This window comes from Periweissella fabaria (genome assembly GCF_918814575.1).
Taxonomy (GTDB): Bacteria; Bacillota; Bacilli; order Lactobacillales; family Lactobacillaceae; genus Periweissella; species Periweissella fabaria.
Genome location: NZ_CAKKNS010000004.1, coordinates 1 through 18,818, shown reverse-complemented (window position 1 = coordinate 18,818; position 18,818 = coordinate 1). Strand labels below are relative to the sequence as shown.

The following is an 18,818-nucleotide window of genomic DNA, read 5'->3' as shown; positions in this document are numbered from 1 at the left end:
TTGAGGATTTTTATGAGAAAAAACTCTTTTGAAATGAGATTACCATTAAAATTAGATTGCATTTGTGGAAAGAGTTGCTAATATATGGGGCATAGCTAAAACATTAGCGAAGGTTAAGTATTAAGTAAAGATGATGAAAGTACGGGGAGATGTTTATGAAAAAAGCAACAAAGTATTTTACTGGCTTGGCAGCCACAACAGCATTATTTTCGTTAGTATTAGCAGGCTGTGGAAATAAAGGTGCTTCTAGTACACCAACAGCCTCTGTTGGTAATTTGAAGTTAGCATATGACAATAAAGAAGCACCCGTTAAAGATGGAACGTTAAATATTGCAATGGTTCAAGACACGCCATTTCAAGGGATTTTTGCACCAGTGCTACAACAAGATTTAGTTGATCAATTTTTAACGGAACCAGTAGCTGGTGTTTATGGCACGTTGTTTAAGACTACCTCACAATTTAAGATTATTGATGGTGGACAGGCAAATATTAAACTTAATAAAGCGGATAAAACAGCGACAATTACATTACATAAGGGACTCAAGTGGTCAGATGGTAAGCCAGTTACTGCCAAAGATTTGGAATTCCCATATGAAATTATTGCTAACAATGCTTACCAATCACAATTGTATACCGATTCATTAGCTAATATTGTTGGCTTACAAGCTTTCCATGAAGGAAAAGCGCAAACGATTTCGGGAATTACATATCCTGATGGTGAGGATGGAAATTCAATTAAAATTCAATTTAATCATATGACACCAGGAATGTGGAACTCAGGTTCAGGGTACTATCTTGAATCAGCCGAACCTTATCATTACTTGAAAGATATTAAGCCAGGTGACTTAGCAGGTTCAAAACAAATTCGCCAAGCGCCACTTTCATATGGCCCATACAAGATTTCAAGCGTGGTCGCAGGCCAATCAGTATCATATGTTCCTAACCCATACTGGTATGGTCAAAAGCCAAAACTTAAAAAGATTGTGACTTCAGTAGTATCAACATCAACAATTGCCGCTGCATTGAAAGATAAAAAATATGATATCGCTTATCAAATGCCAGCAACTGCCTACCCAACCGTTAAAAACATTAAAGACTATGTTCAAACAGGTGATCAGTCACTTTCATTCTATTACTTGTCTTATAACTTAGGACACTATGATGCTAGTAAGTCCGTTAATGTTCAAGACCGAAAGACACCCCTTCAAAATGTAGCCCTTCGTCAAGCAATGGGCTATGCTATGAATGTGGACCAAGTTAACCAGAAATTTAATTATGGTTTAGCAACGCGTGCCAATACGGTAATTGTGCCTCCATTTAAAGATGCGCATGATTCATCAGTTAAGGGCTTCCCATTAGACATTAAGAAAGCTAATAACTTACTTGATAAGGCAGGCTTTAAGTGGGATGCTAAACATCAATATCGCTTGAACACCAATGGCAAGCCATTTAAGTTAGTATTTATGGCTCGTTCAGGTAACTCAAACGCCCAGGCAGTCGCCCAAAACTATATTCAACAATGGAAGCAAATTGGGGTTGATGTGGTTCTCTACCACGATCGCTTGACGGACTTTAATACGTGGGCCCAAGCAATGCAAAGCGGAACTAGCAACGATTGGGATCTTACAATTGGTGGCTGGGCTGATACGACAGATCCATCATTAATCTCATTATTTGGGGCAGGGACTCAAAGTAACTTTGGGCACTTTACAAGTCCTGAATTTACCAACATTTTGGAAAAAATTGATTCTGAAGCAGCAATTAATCCAGAAGTTCGCCAAAAAGCCTTTTATGAAATGCAAACATACATGCAAAAACAAGCTTTTGTTATTCCACTTACCTACACCCTTGACTGGTACCCAGTTAACAAACGAGTTGTTGGTTGGACTAATGAAAATGCGGATAACAATACCCGTTGGCTCAATGTCGGTGTTACAGCTAAGACACCTAAATAATTACTAGCTTAATACTTGTGAATGTGACAAACTATTAATAAGTAGTTAGAAGATACTCATGTTTCTTTTAAAGTCCGTTCAAACTAACCGGATTATCTGCTACTAGATAGTCCGGTTTTAGTTTTCGGATAAGTTAAAACGACACAATTAGATTTTGGAAAAGAGGGTATATTTATATGGTTAAGATTCAAGACGATTTATATGAACACGTCAACGCGGATTGGTTAGCTAATACCGAAATCCCAGCGGACCGTCCACGGATTGGGGCCTTTGACGAAATTGATATTAAAATTGAGCAACAAGAATTGGCAGATTTTACTACGATGTTACAAGATAATTCAGCCACAGGGATGTTGGGTGAATTTGTTAAGTATTATCGGTTAACGAGTGATTGGGCAACCCGGAATGCTAAAGGTGCGCAACCAGCTCAACCAATTCTGCAAAAATATGAAAAGTTAAACTCACTAGCTGATTTGCAAGCGCAATTAGTTGATTTAAAATTGGCCGGTCTGCCAACCGGTATCCTTCCAGTGTATGTTGATCAGGATATGCACGACACATCTCGGAATATTTTGCATGCCGATGCCATGGGAACGTTATTGCCCGATACGACTTATTATGAAGAAGGTGGCGATGCAGCTGAGCTTTTTGGCTTATTTGAAGCTAGTTATGTTCCATTACTAGAAATGTATGGCTATGCAACTGAAGAAGCACATCACATTGTGCAACAAGCCATCGAATTTGATAAAATCGTTGCCCAATATGTGCTTTCAAATGAAGCTAAAAGTGATTATTGGAAACTTTACAATCCACAAGACTTTATCGAATTTACTAAACAAGCCAGTCATATTGATTTAGCGGCGATTATTCCCGCATTAATCGATGCTAAACCAACGCTGATTAATGTAACGGATGTTCGTTTCTGGCAAAACTATGACCAGATTGTTAATGAAGACAATTTTGCTGGTATTAAAGCTAAATTGATTTTAGCGGTTGTTGCAGATTTAGCAAGTTACCTTAGCGATGAAATTCGCATTGCTAGTGGTGCTTTTGGACGTGCATTGAGTGGAACTGCAGAAGCCCGTTCATCAGAAAAAGCTGCCTTTAGCTTAGCTCATGGGGCCTTTAGTCCCGTTGTAGGTGATTATTATGGTCGGAAGTATTTTGGTGAAACAGCTAAAGCCGATGTACTTGATATGGTCAAAAAAATGATTGGGGTGTATCAAGAACGCCTTGAAAATAATATTTGGTTAAGTACTGATACGAAGAAAAAAGCAATTTTAAAGCTCTCAACAATTGGGTTAAATGTTGGCTACCCAGATACAATTCCCGCTCGATATACATTATTTGTCGTTGATGAAGCAGCCGGATTATTGGCCAATGCTTTACGTTTCCGAGCAATTCAAGTTAGTCACAACTTTTCACAATTTAAGTTAGCACCAGATAAGTCTGAATGGGAAATGCCCGCTGATATGGTTAATGCTTACTACCATCCGTTCCATAATATTATTGTCTTTCCAGCAGCAATTCTCCAAGCACCGTTTTATAGTTTGGATCAAAGTAAGTCAGCAAATTATGGCGGTATTGGCGCCGTAATTGCCCATGAAATATCACATGCTTTTGATACTAATGGTGCTCGTTTTGATGAAAAGGGTAACTTGAATTCATGGTGGACGGATGCGGATTTTGCCGCTTTTGAAAAGCGGACCGCAGCGATGATTGAAGAATTTGACGGTTTGGATAGTGATGGATCAACTGTTAATGGTAAATTAGTTGTTTCTGAGAATGTCGCCGATGTTGGGGGAATGAGTGTTGCCCTTGAAGCGGCCAAGGGTGAAGCTGAGGTTAGTTTGACTGATTTCTTTACTAACTGGGCAACCGTATGGCGGATGAATGCTTCCAAAGAATACATGAAATTATTATCAAAAGTTGATGTTCACGCACCAGCTCGCCTACGGGCCAATGTGCAAGTAACAAACTTTGATGATTTCTTTACAACCTTTAATGTGACATCAACAGATAAGATGTGGCGAAATCCAGAAGCCCGGGTTCAAATTTGGTAGTAAAAATGAAATAATCCTGATTGATGGATTTAAAAATAAAAAGCCTTCGTAATAAGCAACTGCTTATTACGAAGGCTTTTTTGTAGAAATTATTTAACTAAATAAACTTGTTCATTAATTAAATCAAAAGGATGATAATGAGTATTTAATTCAGGGACAAGCGTTAATTTAGCATTTTGCCAAAAAATCGCAGAATCAGTCGCCCCATCTTTTTCACCAATTACTAAAAACTTAATGGTTGGGTATTCCGCACGTAATTTTTGAAGGATTTGCCAATCGATATCTACGCCATCTGGTGACCAAGACATAATTACATAATCAACTTCTTGACCGTATTTTTCAATAGCCGCAAGGGCATCCAATGACTCAACGGTAGTTACGGTATGATGCCCAGTTGCATTTTCACTAAGCCAACTCGTGTCATCGGTCGTGTAGACAGCTTTAGTCAATTTGCGGGCACGTAAGCCAGCGGAAATATAACCATTACCAGCCATAATTTCTAAAACTGATGCGCCAGCTAAATAATTACTTAAGTCTTGCAAGAAAACGGCGTTCGTATAGGCCCACATGCCATATTGCTCTGATAAATGATCACGAAAATCACGTAAGTCATGGTCTAAGCTAGCTAATGGAGTGGTTAGTTGATTCCATAGTGCATCACCACGTGGATCTTTAGCAGCATATTGAGTATTAACATACTCGTAGATAATATCTTGAATATTATCTGGTAGCAAGAGGGGTGGTAATGGTTGTGGTTCAAGGCCATTTTGTAAACGATGGTCAGCATTCAAGACGTGATTAAGTAATAATTTAATTGGTAAAATCGCGTCATATAACTTTTGATAACTCAAAATGCGATCGATATAACTGACCGGTGTCGCATTATTTTGTTTGAGGTTTTTTTTTAATTTTTTTAGCTTTTTGGCCTGCATATTAATATCCTAAAATTTATTAAAAGTCTAAATCAAGGGCTTCTTGATGGTCTATCGGAACATTATTATGCCGACTTGATTTACCGTGAAGATAACCATCGATGAGTTGGAAAATCTCGTATCGATCTTGGTTATCAAGGGGTTCTTTATTAAAGGATAACAAACTCTCAGATAAAAACAACATCGCTAAATCAATTTCTGTGTGCTGTGAATGACCAACTAAATAGTCCAAAGAGACATTGAAATAGGTGGCAATTTTTTTGACTTCAATATATGAAGGTGTGCGCACACCACGTTCCCAGTTCCCAATTTGTGAAGCTGTATTAGGTTTTTCTTGGGGACTTAGGTGTTCGTTAAGTGCTTCAGCGAGTGCTTCGAGTGTGATATGACGGCCCCGGCGAAGTGCGCGTAAGCGTTCAGGGAACATCGAATCAACCTCCTAATTAAATAAATTGTTCGGTAAGCGCTAAGAATTCGTTAATATCTTTAGCAACTAAATCGGCCCCAGCTTGCCAGAAGGCGGGTTGCGTTAAATCAACGCCGAGGTGCTTTTGCGCTAATTCTTCGGTTGACATATTGGCAGTGTCACGTAATAAGGCAATGTATTGTTCTTCGAAGTTTTCAGTGGTTTGCGCTTTAGCATAGATACCTAAGCTAAAGAGGTAACCAAACGTGTATGGGAAGTTGTAGAATGGTACGCTGTCAATGTAGAAGTGCAGTTTACTTGCCCAGAAGTGGGGATGGTAAGTATCAAGACTATTAGCAAATGCTTCGTGTTGGGCTTCATCCATTAAAGTACTTAATTCATCAGGTGTTAGTACTTTTTCTTGGCGTAATTTATAGAATTTAGTTTCAAATAAGTAGCGAGCATGGATGTTCATGAACATTGCTACCGGATTATTTAATTTAGCATCTAGTAACGTAACTTTTTCAGCATCGTTGGTGGCCGCTTTTACTTTAGCGTCATTGACGACTAATTCGGCAAATGTTGAGGCAGTTTCAGCAACGTTCATGGCATAGTTACCACGCCAGAATGGCAAATCAGTCAAAACAGAACTGTGGAACGCATGACCAAGCTCGTGAGCAATGGTAGCTGCATCATTTTGTGAGCCTGTAAAAGTTAAGAAAATGCGTGATTCACCTAATTCAGGGACACTTTCCATATAGCCACCCGGTTGTTTACCAGGCCGGTTTTCTGATTCAATCCACCGTTTTTCAAAAGCTGTCTTCGCAAGGGCGGCCATTTTTGGTGAAAATTGAGCAAAATTAGCCATAATAAATTCTGCAGCATCATCGTATGAAAGTTCTTGGTTCTTAAATTCACCAACGTGGACCGGCGCATAAATATCTTGGAAGCCCAGCGCTTGTTTACCCATTAATTGAGCCTTACGGGCAAAGTATTTGGTGAGCATTGCTTTATTATCACTAACCACTTGCCACATCGTATCTAAGGTTGCTTGGCTCATACGGTTTAATTCTAATGGCTTTTTCAAAAAGTCAGTGACACCATGGGCTTTGTAATCGGTTAAACGGAATCCCGCTAAGTGATTTAACGTATCCGCCACGAGACCATCGGCTTGGCCCCACATCTTTTCATAACCAGCTAATAATTTTTCACGTACTTGGGCATCGGGATAGCCTTCAAGGTGATTGAGCGCTTGTCCAGCTGAGATAGTGGTTGTAGCACCATGTTCATCAGTAAACGGCATTGTTAAGCCAGCAGCAATGGTATCGTAGTGACTGCTCCACGCATTAATGCCATCAAGGCCTAATTGTGTAAGTAGTTCTTCCGTGGCATCATCTAATAATTCGTTGGCTTCTTGGCGCATTTCATTTAAGGCAAAATCAATTGCTTTTAATGTTGGTACATCAAGGATATTTGACCATGTAGGATCATCAATGGTTGCTAGTAACTTTTTGAATTGTGAGCGAGGCTTAGCATAACTAGCTTCTAGGGCATCAATTTCACTAGCTTTAGCACTAAGGCTGCTATTAGTAAAGTCATCAGACATTAAGGCAGTGATAAAAACCCCAACTTGGAGGAGGCCGGCTTCGATTATTTGCGCTTGATTAGTTAGCGCAACAAAGTTAGTGAAGCTAGCATCATCGGCAGTTACCACATAATTAGTAACGGCACTTGCGAATGTTTTAATTTGTTCTTTGAGTAATTCTAATTTTTGGGCAAGTTCAGGTGAATTAACACCCCCCGGGAAAATACTATCTAAATCCCAGTTTTGAGAGTAAGTCATGTGTAGTCCTCCATTGATTAATTAGAATTATTATAACATTTTAATGAAAATAAATAACCTTTTATTACAACTGGAATCCATGCGGAGATTAATGTATAATATTTTGAATATTGTTAACATAGTATACTATTTGACCGAGTGATTAGAAATTAAAGGAAGTTCAAAATATAATGAGTAAATCAAAAAAAATCATGATGTGGATTGCTGGAATTGTTGCCGTTATCGCAATTGTGCTAGTTGGAAGTGGTATGTATTTTTTCCATGTGGCTGAAGTTCGTGCACCTAAAGCATTCATTAATAATGCATCAGTTAAGAAAAATAATCCAACTTACATTTATGACGCCACTTTTAATAAGCAACATAAGGAAATTTGGTATCAGACAACTCCCGACGGTTTAAAATTAGAGGCATGGTATGTCGCTAATCCAAAACCAACTAACAAGACGGTTGTGATTGCTCATGGGTTTGCGGGTAATAAAAATAAAATGGCGATGTACGGTCAGATGTTTTTAAATCTTGGCTATAATGTTTTGATTCCAGATGATCGAGCAGCCGGTCAATCACAAGGTAACTTGATTGGCTTTGGTTGGACTGACCGCAAAGACTATGTTCGTTGGATCAATCAAATTGTCCAAAAAAATCCCCAAGTTCAAATTGCGATGTTTGGAGTATCAATGGGTGGGGCAACCACTATGATGACGGCGGGTGAAAAATTGCCTAATAACGTGAAAGTTTTCATTGAAGATTGCGGTTATGATACTGTTAAAAACGAAATTAATTTCCAAGCGCAATCAATGTATCATTTACCATTAGTTCCACGGTTCCCATTGGTTGATATTGTGTCTGGCATTTCAAAAGTCCGGGCGGGTTACTCATATGGTGAAGCCAGTTCGATTAAGCAATTACACAAAAATCACCTCCCAATGATGTTTATTCATGGTGGAGCAGATAAGTTTGTGCCAACAGAAATGGTTTACAAAAACTATGCAGCAACGCAAGGGCCTAAAGAATTATGGGTCTTACCAGGAGTTGGCCATGCGATGTCATTTGAAAAAAATCCGGTGATGTACGCAAGTAAAGTCCAAAGTTTCTTGGATCGCTACTTCCACTAAACTAAAAAATCCCATGAAATTTTTCATGGGATTTTTTGTTGCGTTAAATGATTACGAAACAACACTTAGTAAAGTTGTTGCTTCAGGAAAAGTCTTCCGAATTAATGTGTTCAAGCTATACATTTTTCTTTCACCGTGAAGGCTGAGGCGAACGTATAAATAACCACGTCCGTGCATACTTGCTCTAAGTGAGCGTTGATTTCGTTTATGACCACGTTGGTCAACAGTTGATAGGCGATAGACATCACCAGTACTACTCATGCCATAATGGCCTTCAAAACCAGGGATTGCTCGCAAATTTTTCATATCAAAACGCTCCATATTGTATTCAATTTGGTAGAATCTTAACCCAAAGCTTGTTTGGTAAGTTAACTATACCATTAAAATACGAACGTTTCAACTTTTGATAACTTTATAGTTTGTAAAAGAAATATAAAAATGTAAAGAATACGTTTATTTATTGCAAATAATTCGTATTTTATTCTTTTCAAAATCTTCGATCGTAACAATCATCTTTTTTAAACGTGCTTCTTCGATACTTAAGATGGTTACATAGTAGCTTGCTAAGTGATTTTGTACCGTTTCGAAATGATCCTTAACAGTTAACTCTAACTCGGTTGGTTCGCCAGTAATAAAGGCTAATCGTTCTTGTTCAAGGACAAGATATTTATTTGTATTTGTTTCCTCAAAAGCGGGAACGTCAAATACTTCATGGAAAAAACGAAAGGCGCGAGCAGGATTACTAACCGGAATGACGTGGGTGCTGATTTTTTTTGGTTTCATGGTAACTCCTTGTAAAAATTTATATAGAACTAGTATAGCATTGAAAATCTTAAAATGGCGTGGGGATTATGTATCGAAAACTTGCTTATTAAAGAACATTCAGTAAAATAAAGTACAAATTCGAAAAGAGGAAAATGCAATGGCACGGTATCAAGCAATTGAAATTACTAATATGATTATGATTGAAAATCCACAAACGGGGCAAATTTTAGTGGAGGACCGACGTAATCCGAAGTGGCCGGGAGTAACTTTTCCTGGTGGGCATGTTGAAGTAAATGAGACGATTGTTGAATCAGCGATTCGTGAAGTTCGTGAAGAGACGGGGCTTGAAATAAATAAACCAAGTTTAGTTGGTATTAAAGAATGGCCATTAGCTGATGGTGCACGGTATATCGTCTTTTTATTTAAAGCGACCGCATATCATGGTGAAATTAAAGCTTCTAAGGAAGGGGCTATTTTTTGGACGACCCGTGAGCAACTTGATGATTATGTACTTCCAAAGACTTTTAAAGAGATGTTACCTGTTTTTGATAATCCTGATATTTCAGCATTAGCTTTAAAAAATCGCAATATGGCCGGACAATGGGAAACTATTTGGCAATGAAATTTACTATTTTTTTGTAACTAATTTATGCTTTTCCAATAAAAGAAGCGTAGAATACTATTATCATAAAAAAAGTGAGGAACTCTTGTGGAAATATTGATTAGACATGGTAAGAAATATCGGTTTGATATTTTATGGGCCTTTATTTCAGTTACTATTATGGCGTTGTCGATGTTGTGGCAACCAAAGTTATTACAAAAAGTGCTTGAAGCAATTATCAAAAATAATACACATGAAGTTGATAAATTAGGTTTGGAACTTATTATTATCGCAATTGTTGGCTTAATTGGTGGGGCAATTAATACGATTTTTGCCGCTAAAGTTGCTCAAGGAGTGGCTGCCGATGTTCGGGAGGAAGTTTACCGGAAAATTCAAAACTTTTCATTTGAAAATATTGAAAAGTTTGCGGCCAGTAACTTAGTTGTCCGGTTAACGAATGATATTAATCAAGTGCAAAACTTAATGATGATGTTCTTGCAAACGTTAATGCGAATTCCGATTATTTTTGTGGGGGCATTTATTTTAGCGATTGTTACACTACCTAAATTATGGTGGATTATTATTGTCATGATTGTCCTAATTGTGGCAGTGGCTGGAGTATCATTTGGCCGCATGGGTCGTAATTTTGGTAAGATGCAAAAATCAATTGATCATGTGAATACATTGGCTAAGGAAAACTTAGGCGGTGTCCGAGTAGTTAAATCATTTGTTCAAGAAGACAACGAAATTAAACGATTTACTAAAGTATCTGATGACATGCGGGATCTAAATATTGTTATTGGTAACTGGTTTTCAGTAATTGTGCCGGCGTTCATGTTAATTGCCAACTTAACTATTACCGGTGCGATTTTCTTTGTTGGTAAAATGGTTGATAGTGACCCAACTGCCTTAGCAGCGGTTACTTCATATATTAACTACTTAGCCCAAATTATGATGGCCATTATCATTGGTGGAATGATGATGACTTTTGCATCACGTGGGATGGTTTCATTAAGCCGGTTGAATGAAATTTTAAAAACCAAAAACACTTTGACGTATGGCGATACACCTGAAAAAGATATTGTCGGAAACGTTGAATTCAAAAACGTTTCATTTACTTATCCAGGCGATGAAAGTCCAACTTTAAAAGATATTTCATTTACGGCTCAAGCTGGGCAAATGATCGGGATTGTCGGGGCAACTGGTTCTGGTAAATCAACATTGGCGCAGTTAATTCCACGTCTTTTTGATCCAACTGAAGGGGAAGTGTTGATTGATGGGGCTGATTTAAAGAACGTTAATGAAAAATCATTGCGTAAAGCAGTGTCGTTTGTTTTACAACGGGCAACCTTGTTTTCAGGAACGATTGCTGATAATTTACGTCAAGGTAAACGTGATGCAACCCTTGAAGATATGAAACGGGCCGCAGATATTGCCCAGGCATCAGAATTTATTGAAAAACTTGATAAACAGTATGATGCACCAGTTGAAGAACGTTCAGCTAACTTCTCAGGGGGACAAAAGCAACGGCTCTCAATTGCTCGTGGGGTAATTGGTTCGCCTAAAATTTTGATTTTAGATGATTCAACATCAGCTTTGGATGCAAAATCAGAAAAATTAGTTAAAGAAGCCCTTGATCGTGAGTTGGCAGGTTCAACAACCTTTGTGATTGCTGAAAAGATTGCGTCAGTGATTAATGCAGATAAGATTATCGTTTTGGATGAAGGTAAGATTGTTGGTGAAGGAACGCACCAAGAGTTAGTCGCTAATAATAAGGCTTACCAAGAAATCTACCAAACCCAAAAGGCATTGGAGGTTTAAGATGCAAGAATTTAAACAAGGTACGAAATTTTTTGTGCAGTATTTGAAACAATACAAATTAGGGATTGCTTTTGTATTTGTTTTAACGATTGTCTCAACGTATTTACAAGTAAAAGCACCAATTTTTATGGGAAATGCCATCACGGATTTGGCTAAATATGTTGAATTACGGCTTAATCCGATGACACATAATTTAGCCTCAAAAACGGATTTTCATCATGCATTAATGATGATGTTAATGTTTTTTCTCTTTAATGCCGTGGCAATGTTTATTTCAAGTTTAGTGATTTCACGCATTACAGGTTATTCTACGAATGCGATGCGGGTTGGCCTTTTTCAAAAACTTCAAAAAATGACGATTAAGTATTTTGATTCACACAAAGATGGTGAAATCCTATCACGCTTTACGTCTGATTTGGATAATATCTTTAATGCGATGAACCAAGGACTATTTCAATTATTCTCAAATATTACGTTGATGATTGGAATTTTAATTATGATGTTTCGTGAAAGTGCCGAATTGGCTTGGGTTACGGTTGCCAGTACCCCAATTACCATTTTGATTGCTTTTTTCATGATTCGAAAAGCACGTAAATATGTTGATTTACAACAAGATGAAGTTGGCCGTTTAAACGGTTATATTAATGAACAAATTACTGGTGAACGCGTAATTATTACTAACGGGTTGCAAAAAGAATCTGTGGATAACTTCCTTGAACATAACGAACGGGTGCGGCAAGCGACATTTACCGGCCAAGTATATTCAGGAATGCTTTTCCCATTAATGCAAGGAATGTCATTGATTAATACGGCTGTTGTCATTTTCTTTGGTTCATATTTAGCCTTACATGGTGATATGAGTCGAGCTACAGCCCTTGGGTTAGTGGTTATCTTTGTTCAATATTCACAACAATACTACCAACCAATTACCCAATTAACCTCAATGTATAACATGTTACAACTTGCTTTAACAGGGGCTCGTCGAATTAATGAAGTGATGGTTGAACCAAATGAAATTAATCCAACTAATGGGAAACATATTGATAATCTCAAGAGTAAGATTATGTTAGATGACGTTCATTTTGGCTATGATGCTAATCGTGAAATCTTACACGGTATTTCAATTGAAGTTGATAAAGGTCAGATGGTTGCCTTAGTGGGGCCAACTGGTTCTGGGAAAACTACGGTGATGAATTTACTTAATCGATTCTATGATGTTACGGGTGGTTCGGTTAAGTTTGATGGTGTGGATGTCCGTGAAATGGATATTGATTCATTACGCGATCACGTTGGGATTGTCTTGCAAGAATCAGTTCTCTTTAGTGGTACAATCCGAGATAATATTGTTTTTGGTAAGCCTGATGCAACTGATGAGCAAATGTATGCCGCAGCTGAAGAAGCCAATATTCATGACTTTATCATGAGCTTAGAAGATGGCTATGATACGAAAGTTACGGATGAAAATTCAGTTTTCTCAACTGGTCAAAAGCAATTGATTTCAATTGCGCGGACAATTTTAACTAATCCGGATTTATTGATTTTAGATGAAGCAACGTCTAATGTTGATACGGTCACAGAAGCCCGCATTCAAAAAGCAATGGATAACGTGATTAAAGGTCGGACTAGTTTTGTAATTGCGCACCGTTTGAAGACTATTTTAAATGCCGATAAGATTGTTGTTCTCAAGGACGGTAATATCATTGAAGAAGGTAACCACCATGAGTTGCTGGCTGAAAATGGATTTTACGCCGAATTGTATAATAACCAAATGGTTTTTGAGTAAACTTAATTAAATAAAAAAGGTCCAGCTTGGATAACTACTAAGGAGTATCTAAGCTGGGCCTTTTTGTATGTAAATATATTAGTTAATAATGACAAAAGCGTTATAATGTGAGTAGATAAGTGAGCTCAAAATACGGAATGCTTACTTATTAAGTTTGTAAGGTACTGATTATTGTAATGGGGGGTTACTTATGAAAAGATATCAAAAGATTCTCGTTGGAGTTGATGGTTCATCACAAGCTCGAGAAGCATTTGACCGAGCGGTGGAATTGGCAAAACAAAATGAAGCAACCTTAATCATTGCTAGTATTTTAAATTCTGATCGTTACGTTGGAATGGGGATGGCATTAGGGGCATCTTATATTAACAAAGCTGCTGAGGTTGATATGTTAGGACGCCTACAAGATAGCGGTGAAGTCTTAGTACAACAAGCTAAAGCGGCAGGTATTCAAAATGTTATTTTGGAAGTAACAAAGGGCAATTCTAAAACAGCACTCGCTGAAGATTTAGTGACTAAATACGATGCTGACTTAGTAGTTATTGGGGCAACTGGGACCAACGTTGTTGAACGGGTTTTGATTGGTTCAAACGCACACTTTATTGTGTAACATGCTAACGTTGACGTCTTAGTTGTCCGGGCATAAATAAACAAATAAAAAAGGATGCTAATGCATCCTTTTTTATTATGAACGAACTTTAGCTAATTCATCGTCAATCATTTTGAGGACAATTGCTTGATTTTCGGGTAATTCTAAATCATATTTTTGTAAATCGATTTTAAGTTTTGGTGAAACGTCATACTCATCAAACCATTGCTTATAAGCGCTCCACATTTTGAAATAATAATCACGAAGTTCTTCATTATTATCAAATTGTTCGTAATCACGCCCACGTTTACGAATGCGGTAAAGAATCGTTTCAAAGTCAGTTTCTGCATACACTAATAAATCAGGAGCCTTTTTAGGTAATTGTTGTAATTCGGCCATCATGTTATCTAATAATGAGAGGTAAACATCTAATTCAGTATCAGAAATATTACCTTCTTTATTATTTTCTTTGGTGAATAACGCATCTTCATAGATTGAACGATCAAGGACATTGTTGTTGTCTGCTAAAGCAGATTTAATCATACCAAAACGTTTATTTAAAAAATAAATTTGTAATAAAAAGGCATATTGTTTTGGATTTGCGTAAAAAAGTGGGAGTACCGGATTTTCTCCTACGGGTTCAAAAAATGCTTGTGTGTCAAGATGGTCTGCAATGAGACCTGTTAATGTTGTTTTTCCGACACCAATCATACCAGCTGTAATAATCACCATAATGTCCTTCCTTGTCTAAAAAATTCATAATTAATTGTAGCTGAAATTATCAACGACTACAATTGCAATCTAGCGTTTAATCCCGTATTTTAGTTACAGAGTAATTATGTTGCTAACAAGGGGTTGCTTATATAGGTAAAAAGCGTAAAATTGCCTTGGTATTGATATTATTTAGCACAAATTTAATGTGCGCTCTAAATTGTTTCTAAGGAGAACTTTTATAATGTGGCGTTATCTAAAACGACTGATTATTGGGAAGCCGTTGAAAACTTTGGATGAAGGTAACCAATCTTTATCGAAGTTTAAAGCGTTGGCCTTATTATCATCTGATGCGTTGTCATCAGTTGCGTATGGGACTGAACAAATTACTGCGGTGCTTTTGGCCGTATCTGCTTCAGCAATGTGGTTTCAAATTCCAGTTGCGATGTTGGTGTTAATTTTATTAGCAGCAATTACGTTATCATATCGCATGATTATTCACGCTTATCCTGGTGGTGGTGGTGCGTATATGGTCGCTTCAACCAATTGGGGGCGTAACCTGGGTTTAGTTGCGGGTGGTTCATTGCTAGTTGACTATATGTTAACAGTTGCGGTATCTGTAACAGCTGGGACAGAGGCGATTACGTCTGCAATTCCAGCGCTGCAAGGACAAACAGTACCGATTTCGATTGTCATTGTGATTTTAGTAATGTGCCTTAATCTACGTGGGGTTCGTGAATCAGCATCATTTTTAATGGTGCCAGTATACTCCTTTGTTGTGATGATTTCGTTGATGATTATCATCGGATTTTACAATATTGTGACCGGTCATGTTGAATTTTCTGCGCCATTAGCAGTGGGACATTCATTTGCCGGGATGAGTATTGTATTATTTTTACGGGCGTTTTCTAGTGGTTCATCTTCATTAACCGGAGTAGAAGCAATTAGTAATGCTGTGCCTAATTTTAAAGATCCCAAACCTAAAAATGCGGCAGCTACATTAGCAATCATGGCTACAATTTTGGCTTTCTTTTTTGCCGGGATTACATTCTTATCATATTGGTATGGTATCCGGCCTAATGGACATGTGACGGTTTTAGCTCAAATTGGGATTAAAACATTTGGTCATGGAATTTTCTTCTATCTATTACAACTAGCAACAGCGATGATTTTGGCAGTTGCGGCTAATACTGGTTTCTCAGCGTTTCCAATGTTGGCGTATAACTTAGCTAAAGACAAGTTTATGCCACATATGTACATGGATAAAGGTGATCGTTTAGGTTACTCAAATGGGATTGTTTCTTTAGCTGTTGGGGCGATTATCTTGATTGCCATTTTTAATGGGCAAACTGATAAGTTAATTCCATTGTATGCTGTGGGGGTGTTTGTACCGTTTACGTTGAGTCAATCAGGAATGATTATTCACTGGTATCGCGAACGTGGTCGGGGATGGATTACTAAGTCAGTTATTAATGCGATTGGTGCCATTATCTCAGGTGTTTTAGTTTTAATTTTGTTTGCGCTACACTTCACCAACGTTTGGCCATACTTAATTATCATGCCAGCACTTATTTACATGTTCTTAAAAATCAACAAACACTATCGGAATGTCGCTCGTCAATTACGCTTAGTTTCAGAACAACCTATTCAACGGGTTAATTATTCTGGGTCAACAGTAATTGTCTTGGTTTCAAACGTAACTCGAGTTACAGCAGGGGCTATTGACTATGCGCGCTCAATTGGGGACTATGTTGTTGCAATGCACGTTTCATTTGATACCGATCCGACCAAAGAACATCGGACTGCCGCAGAATTTAAGGCGGAATTTCCTGATGTACGCTATGTTGATATCCATTCATCATATCGTTCAATTGCGGCTCCAACAGTGCGCTTTGTAGATGTCATTGCTAAAAAGGCTAAGGAACGAAATCATTCAACAACGATTATCGTGCCACAATTTACGCCGAAGAAGGGTTGGCAAAATATTTTGCATAACCAAACTAGTTTTCGATTACGGGCAGTGTTAAATACACGAGATGATGTGACGATTTCAACGTATTACTATCACTTAAAAGAATAATTTTAAGTATTGAGTGTTACTAAAATAAATTTCAAAAGGTCGGAAGAAATGTTCTTCCGATCTTTTTTGTTGCTATTTAGTTCATGAACTTAATTGTAAAATGGGTACTGCAGGTAAAATTTACCTGATGTAAGGGCTAATTATGTGACGTTTAATCTGGGAATAATGATTAAAATAAAATAAATTCAAAAAAAGGTTGTCTTTTATTTAGGGACGCGGTATTATATTTAAGTTGTCTCAAACAAATAACAAATAACAAACATCAAATTTTGATTTCAAAGCAATTTCAAAAAGGTGTTGACATTGTTTGAAACATCAAGTATTATTAATGAATATTGTTACGACATATTAAGTTGTTAACGGCAACGTAGATCTTTGAAAACTGAATAAAGTTTTGACAATCAAATGTGTAAGTACTTTGAAACTAGATTTCAGAGTTAAACAAATTTGCGAATGTCAATTTCGCTAGTAAATTATGCTTCAAACATCTCCCCGATGTTTGAAGCGGATAACAAATGAGTCAACAGACATCATTTTTAAAATGAGAGTTTGATCCTGGCTCAGGATGAACGCTGGCGGCGTGCCTAATACATGCAAGTCGAACGCGCTGTGGCAATTATTGAGAAGCTTGCTTCAATTTAATTGCAATGCAGCGAGTGGCGAACGGGTGAGTAACACGTGGGAAACCTACCTCTTAGCAGGGGATAACATTTGGAAACAGATGCTAATACCGTATAATAACTTTCATCGCATGATGAAAGTTTGAAAGATGGTTCTGCTATCACTAAGAGATGGTCCCGCGGTGTATTAGCTAGATGGTGAGGTAATGGCTCACCATGGCGATGATACATAGCCGAGTTGAGAGACTGATCGGCCACATTGGAACTGAGACACGGTCCAAACTCCTACGGGAGGCAGCAGTAGGGAATCTTCCACAATGGACGAAAGTCTGATGGAGCAACGCCGCGTGTGTGATGAAGGGTTTCGGCTCGTAAAACACTGTTATAAGAGAAGAACGTCAGTGAGGGTAACTATTCATTGAGTGACGGTATCTTATCAGAAAGGGACGGCTAAATACGTGCCAGCAGCCGCGGTAATACGTATGTCCCAAGCGTTATCCGGATTTATTGGGCGTAAAGCGAGCGCAGGCGGTTATTTAAGTCTGATGTGAAAGCCTACGGCTCAACCGTAGAATTGCATCGGAAACTGGATGACTTGAGTGCAGTAGAGGAGAGTGGAACTCCATGTGTAGCGGTGAAATGCGTAGATATATGGAAGAACACCAGAGGCGAAGGCGGCTCTCTGGACTGTAACTGACGCTGAGGCTCGAAAGTGTGGGTAGCAAACAGGATTAGATACCCTGGTAGTCCACACCGTAAACGATGAATGCTAGTTGTTAGAGGGTTTCCGCCCTTTAGTGACGCAGCTAACGCATTAAGCATTCCGCCTGGGGAGTACGACCGCAAGGTTGAAACTCAAAGGAATTGACGGGGGCCCGCACAAGCGGTGGAGCATGTGGTTTAATTCGAAGCAACGCGAAGAACCTTACCAGGTCTTGACATCTTTCGCTATCTTAAGAGATTAAGAGTTCCCTTCGGGGACGGAATGACAGGTGGTGCATGGTTGTCGTCAGCTCGTGTCGTGAGATGTTGGGTTAAGTCCCGCAACGAGCGCAACCCTTATCATTAGTTGCCAGCATTAAGTTGGGCACTCTAATGAGACTGCCGGTGATAAACCGGAGGAAGGTGGGGATGACGTCAAATCATCATGCCCCTTATGACCTGGGCTACACACGTGCTACAATGGATGGTACAACGAGTCGCAAACTCGCGAGGGTAAGCTAATCTCTTAAAGCCATTCTCAGTTCGGATTGTAGTCTGCAACTCGACTACATGAAGTCGGAATCGCTAGTAATCGCGGATCAGCACGCCGCGGTGAATACGTTCCCGGGCCTTGTACACACCGCCCGTCACACCATGAGAGTTTGTAACACCCAAAGTCGGTGGGGTAACCTTCGGGAGCCAGCCGCCTAAGGTGGGATAGATGATTAGGGTGAAGTCGTAACAAGGTAGCCGTAGGAGAACCTGCGGCTGGATCACCTCCTTTCTAAGGATAATACGGAAACTTACGCATTGTTAAAACTTTATTTAGTTTTGAGAG

The 18,818-nt window shown here is 38.5% G+C and carries 14 protein-coding genes and 1 rRNA gene; 9 read left to right on the top strand and 6 right to left on the bottom strand.

Annotation, left to right across the window (positions count from 1 at the left end):
• Positions 1-155 precede the first annotated feature (155 nt).
• A complete protein-coding gene (locus LQZ75_RS05100) occupies positions 156-1,955 on the top strand; it encodes an oligopeptide ABC transporter substrate-binding protein (RefSeq protein ID WP_230096758.1) in 1,800 nt (599 codons plus the stop codon).
• A gap of 176 nt (positions 1,956-2,131) precedes the next feature.
• Positions 2,132-4,018: a M13 family metallopeptidase gene (locus LQZ75_RS05095; RefSeq protein ID WP_230096757.1), complete on the top strand. Its 1,887-nt coding sequence runs from the start codon at positions 2,132-2,134 to the stop codon at positions 4,016-4,018.
• Between the two features lie 89 nt (positions 4,019-4,107).
• On the opposite strand, the gene LQZ75_RS05090 is transcribed toward LQZ75_RS05095, so the two are convergent.
• The 3 genes from LQZ75_RS05090 to LQZ75_RS05080 are packed head-to-tail and all read right to left on the bottom strand — an operon-like array spanning position 4,108 to position 7,199.
• On the bottom strand, positions 4,108-4,950 hold the full coding sequence (locus LQZ75_RS05090) for an SAM-dependent methyltransferase (protein WP_230096756.1): 843 nt from the start codon (positions 4,948-4,950) through the stop codon (positions 4,108-4,110).
• 19 nt (positions 4,951-4,969) lie between these two features.
• On the bottom strand, positions 4,970-5,377 hold the full coding sequence (locus tag LQZ75_RS05085) for a helix-turn-helix domain-containing protein (RefSeq protein ID WP_230096755.1): 408 nt from the start codon (positions 5,375-5,377) through the stop codon (positions 4,970-4,972).
• Between the two features lie 16 nt (positions 5,378-5,393).
• Positions 5,394-7,199 (bottom strand): M3 family oligoendopeptidase, encoded by a 1,806-nt coding sequence (locus LQZ75_RS05080; RefSeq protein WP_230096754.1) that lies wholly within the window; start codon positions 7,197-7,199, stop codon positions 5,394-5,396.
• Between the two features lie 170 nt (positions 7,200-7,369).
• On the opposite strand from LQZ75_RS05080, the gene LQZ75_RS05075 reads away from it, so the two are divergent.
• Positions 7,370-8,311, top strand: coding sequence for an alpha/beta hydrolase (locus tag LQZ75_RS05075; RefSeq protein ID WP_230096753.1), 942 nt, complete (start codon positions 7,370-7,372; stop codon positions 8,309-8,311).
• A 51-nt stretch (positions 8,312-8,362) separates the two neighbouring features.
• On the opposite strand, the gene LQZ75_RS05070 is transcribed toward LQZ75_RS05075, so the two are convergent.
• A complete protein-coding gene (locus LQZ75_RS05070; protein ID WP_230096752.1) occupies positions 8,363-8,617 on the bottom strand; it encodes an NUMOD4 domain-containing protein in 255 nt (84 codons plus the stop codon).
• Positions 8,618-8,764: 147 nt separating this feature from the next.
• Complete coding sequence (locus LQZ75_RS05065) at positions 8,765-9,094, bottom strand: VOC family protein (RefSeq protein ID WP_230096751.1); 330 nt, start codon at positions 9,092-9,094, stop codon at positions 8,765-8,767.
• A gap of 139 nt (positions 9,095-9,233) precedes the next feature.
• Here LQZ75_RS05065 and LQZ75_RS05060 point away from each other — a divergent pair, with 139 nt between their 5' ends.
• The 4 genes from LQZ75_RS05060 (at position 9,234) to LQZ75_RS05045 (ending at position 13,888) form a co-directional block, all read left to right on the top strand.
• Positions 9,234-9,698 carry an 8-oxo-dGTP diphosphatase gene (locus LQZ75_RS05060; protein ID WP_230096750.1) on the top strand — a complete coding sequence of 155 codons (465 nt, stop codon included), beginning with the start codon at positions 9,234-9,236 and terminating at the stop codon, positions 9,696-9,698.
• Positions 9,699-9,785: 87 nt separating this feature from the next.
• On the top strand, positions 9,786-11,498 hold the full coding sequence (locus LQZ75_RS05055) for an ABC transporter ATP-binding protein (protein ID WP_230096749.1): 1,713 nt from the start codon (positions 9,786-9,788) through the stop codon (positions 11,496-11,498).
• A gap of 1 nt (position 11,499) precedes the next feature.
• Positions 11,500-13,281 carry an ABC transporter ATP-binding protein gene (locus LQZ75_RS05050; protein ID WP_230096748.1) on the top strand — a complete coding sequence of 594 codons (1,782 nt, stop codon included), beginning with the start codon at positions 11,500-11,502 and terminating at the stop codon, positions 13,279-13,281.
• A gap of 190 nt (positions 13,282-13,471) precedes the next feature.
• On the top strand, positions 13,472-13,888 hold the full coding sequence (locus tag LQZ75_RS05045) for a universal stress protein (RefSeq protein ID WP_230096747.1): 417 nt from the start codon (positions 13,472-13,474) through the stop codon (positions 13,886-13,888).
• Positions 13,889-13,963: 75 nt separating this feature from the next.
• Here the strand turns inward: LQZ75_RS05045 and LQZ75_RS05040 are convergent, their stop codons facing one another.
• Complete coding sequence (locus tag LQZ75_RS05040) at positions 13,964-14,599, bottom strand: deoxynucleoside kinase (protein WP_230096746.1); 636 nt, start codon at positions 14,597-14,599, stop codon at positions 13,964-13,966.
• 223 nt (positions 14,600-14,822) lie between these two features.
• Here LQZ75_RS05040 and LQZ75_RS05035 point away from each other — a divergent pair, with 223 nt between their 5' ends.
• Positions 14,823-16,658, top strand: coding sequence for an APC family permease (locus LQZ75_RS05035; RefSeq protein ID WP_230096745.1), 1,836 nt, complete (start codon positions 14,823-14,825; stop codon positions 16,656-16,658).
• 537 nt (positions 16,659-17,195) lie between these two features.
• Positions 17,196-18,764 (top strand): 16S ribosomal RNA (locus LQZ75_RS05030).
• The last annotated feature ends 54 nt before the right edge of the window (positions 18,765-18,818 follow it).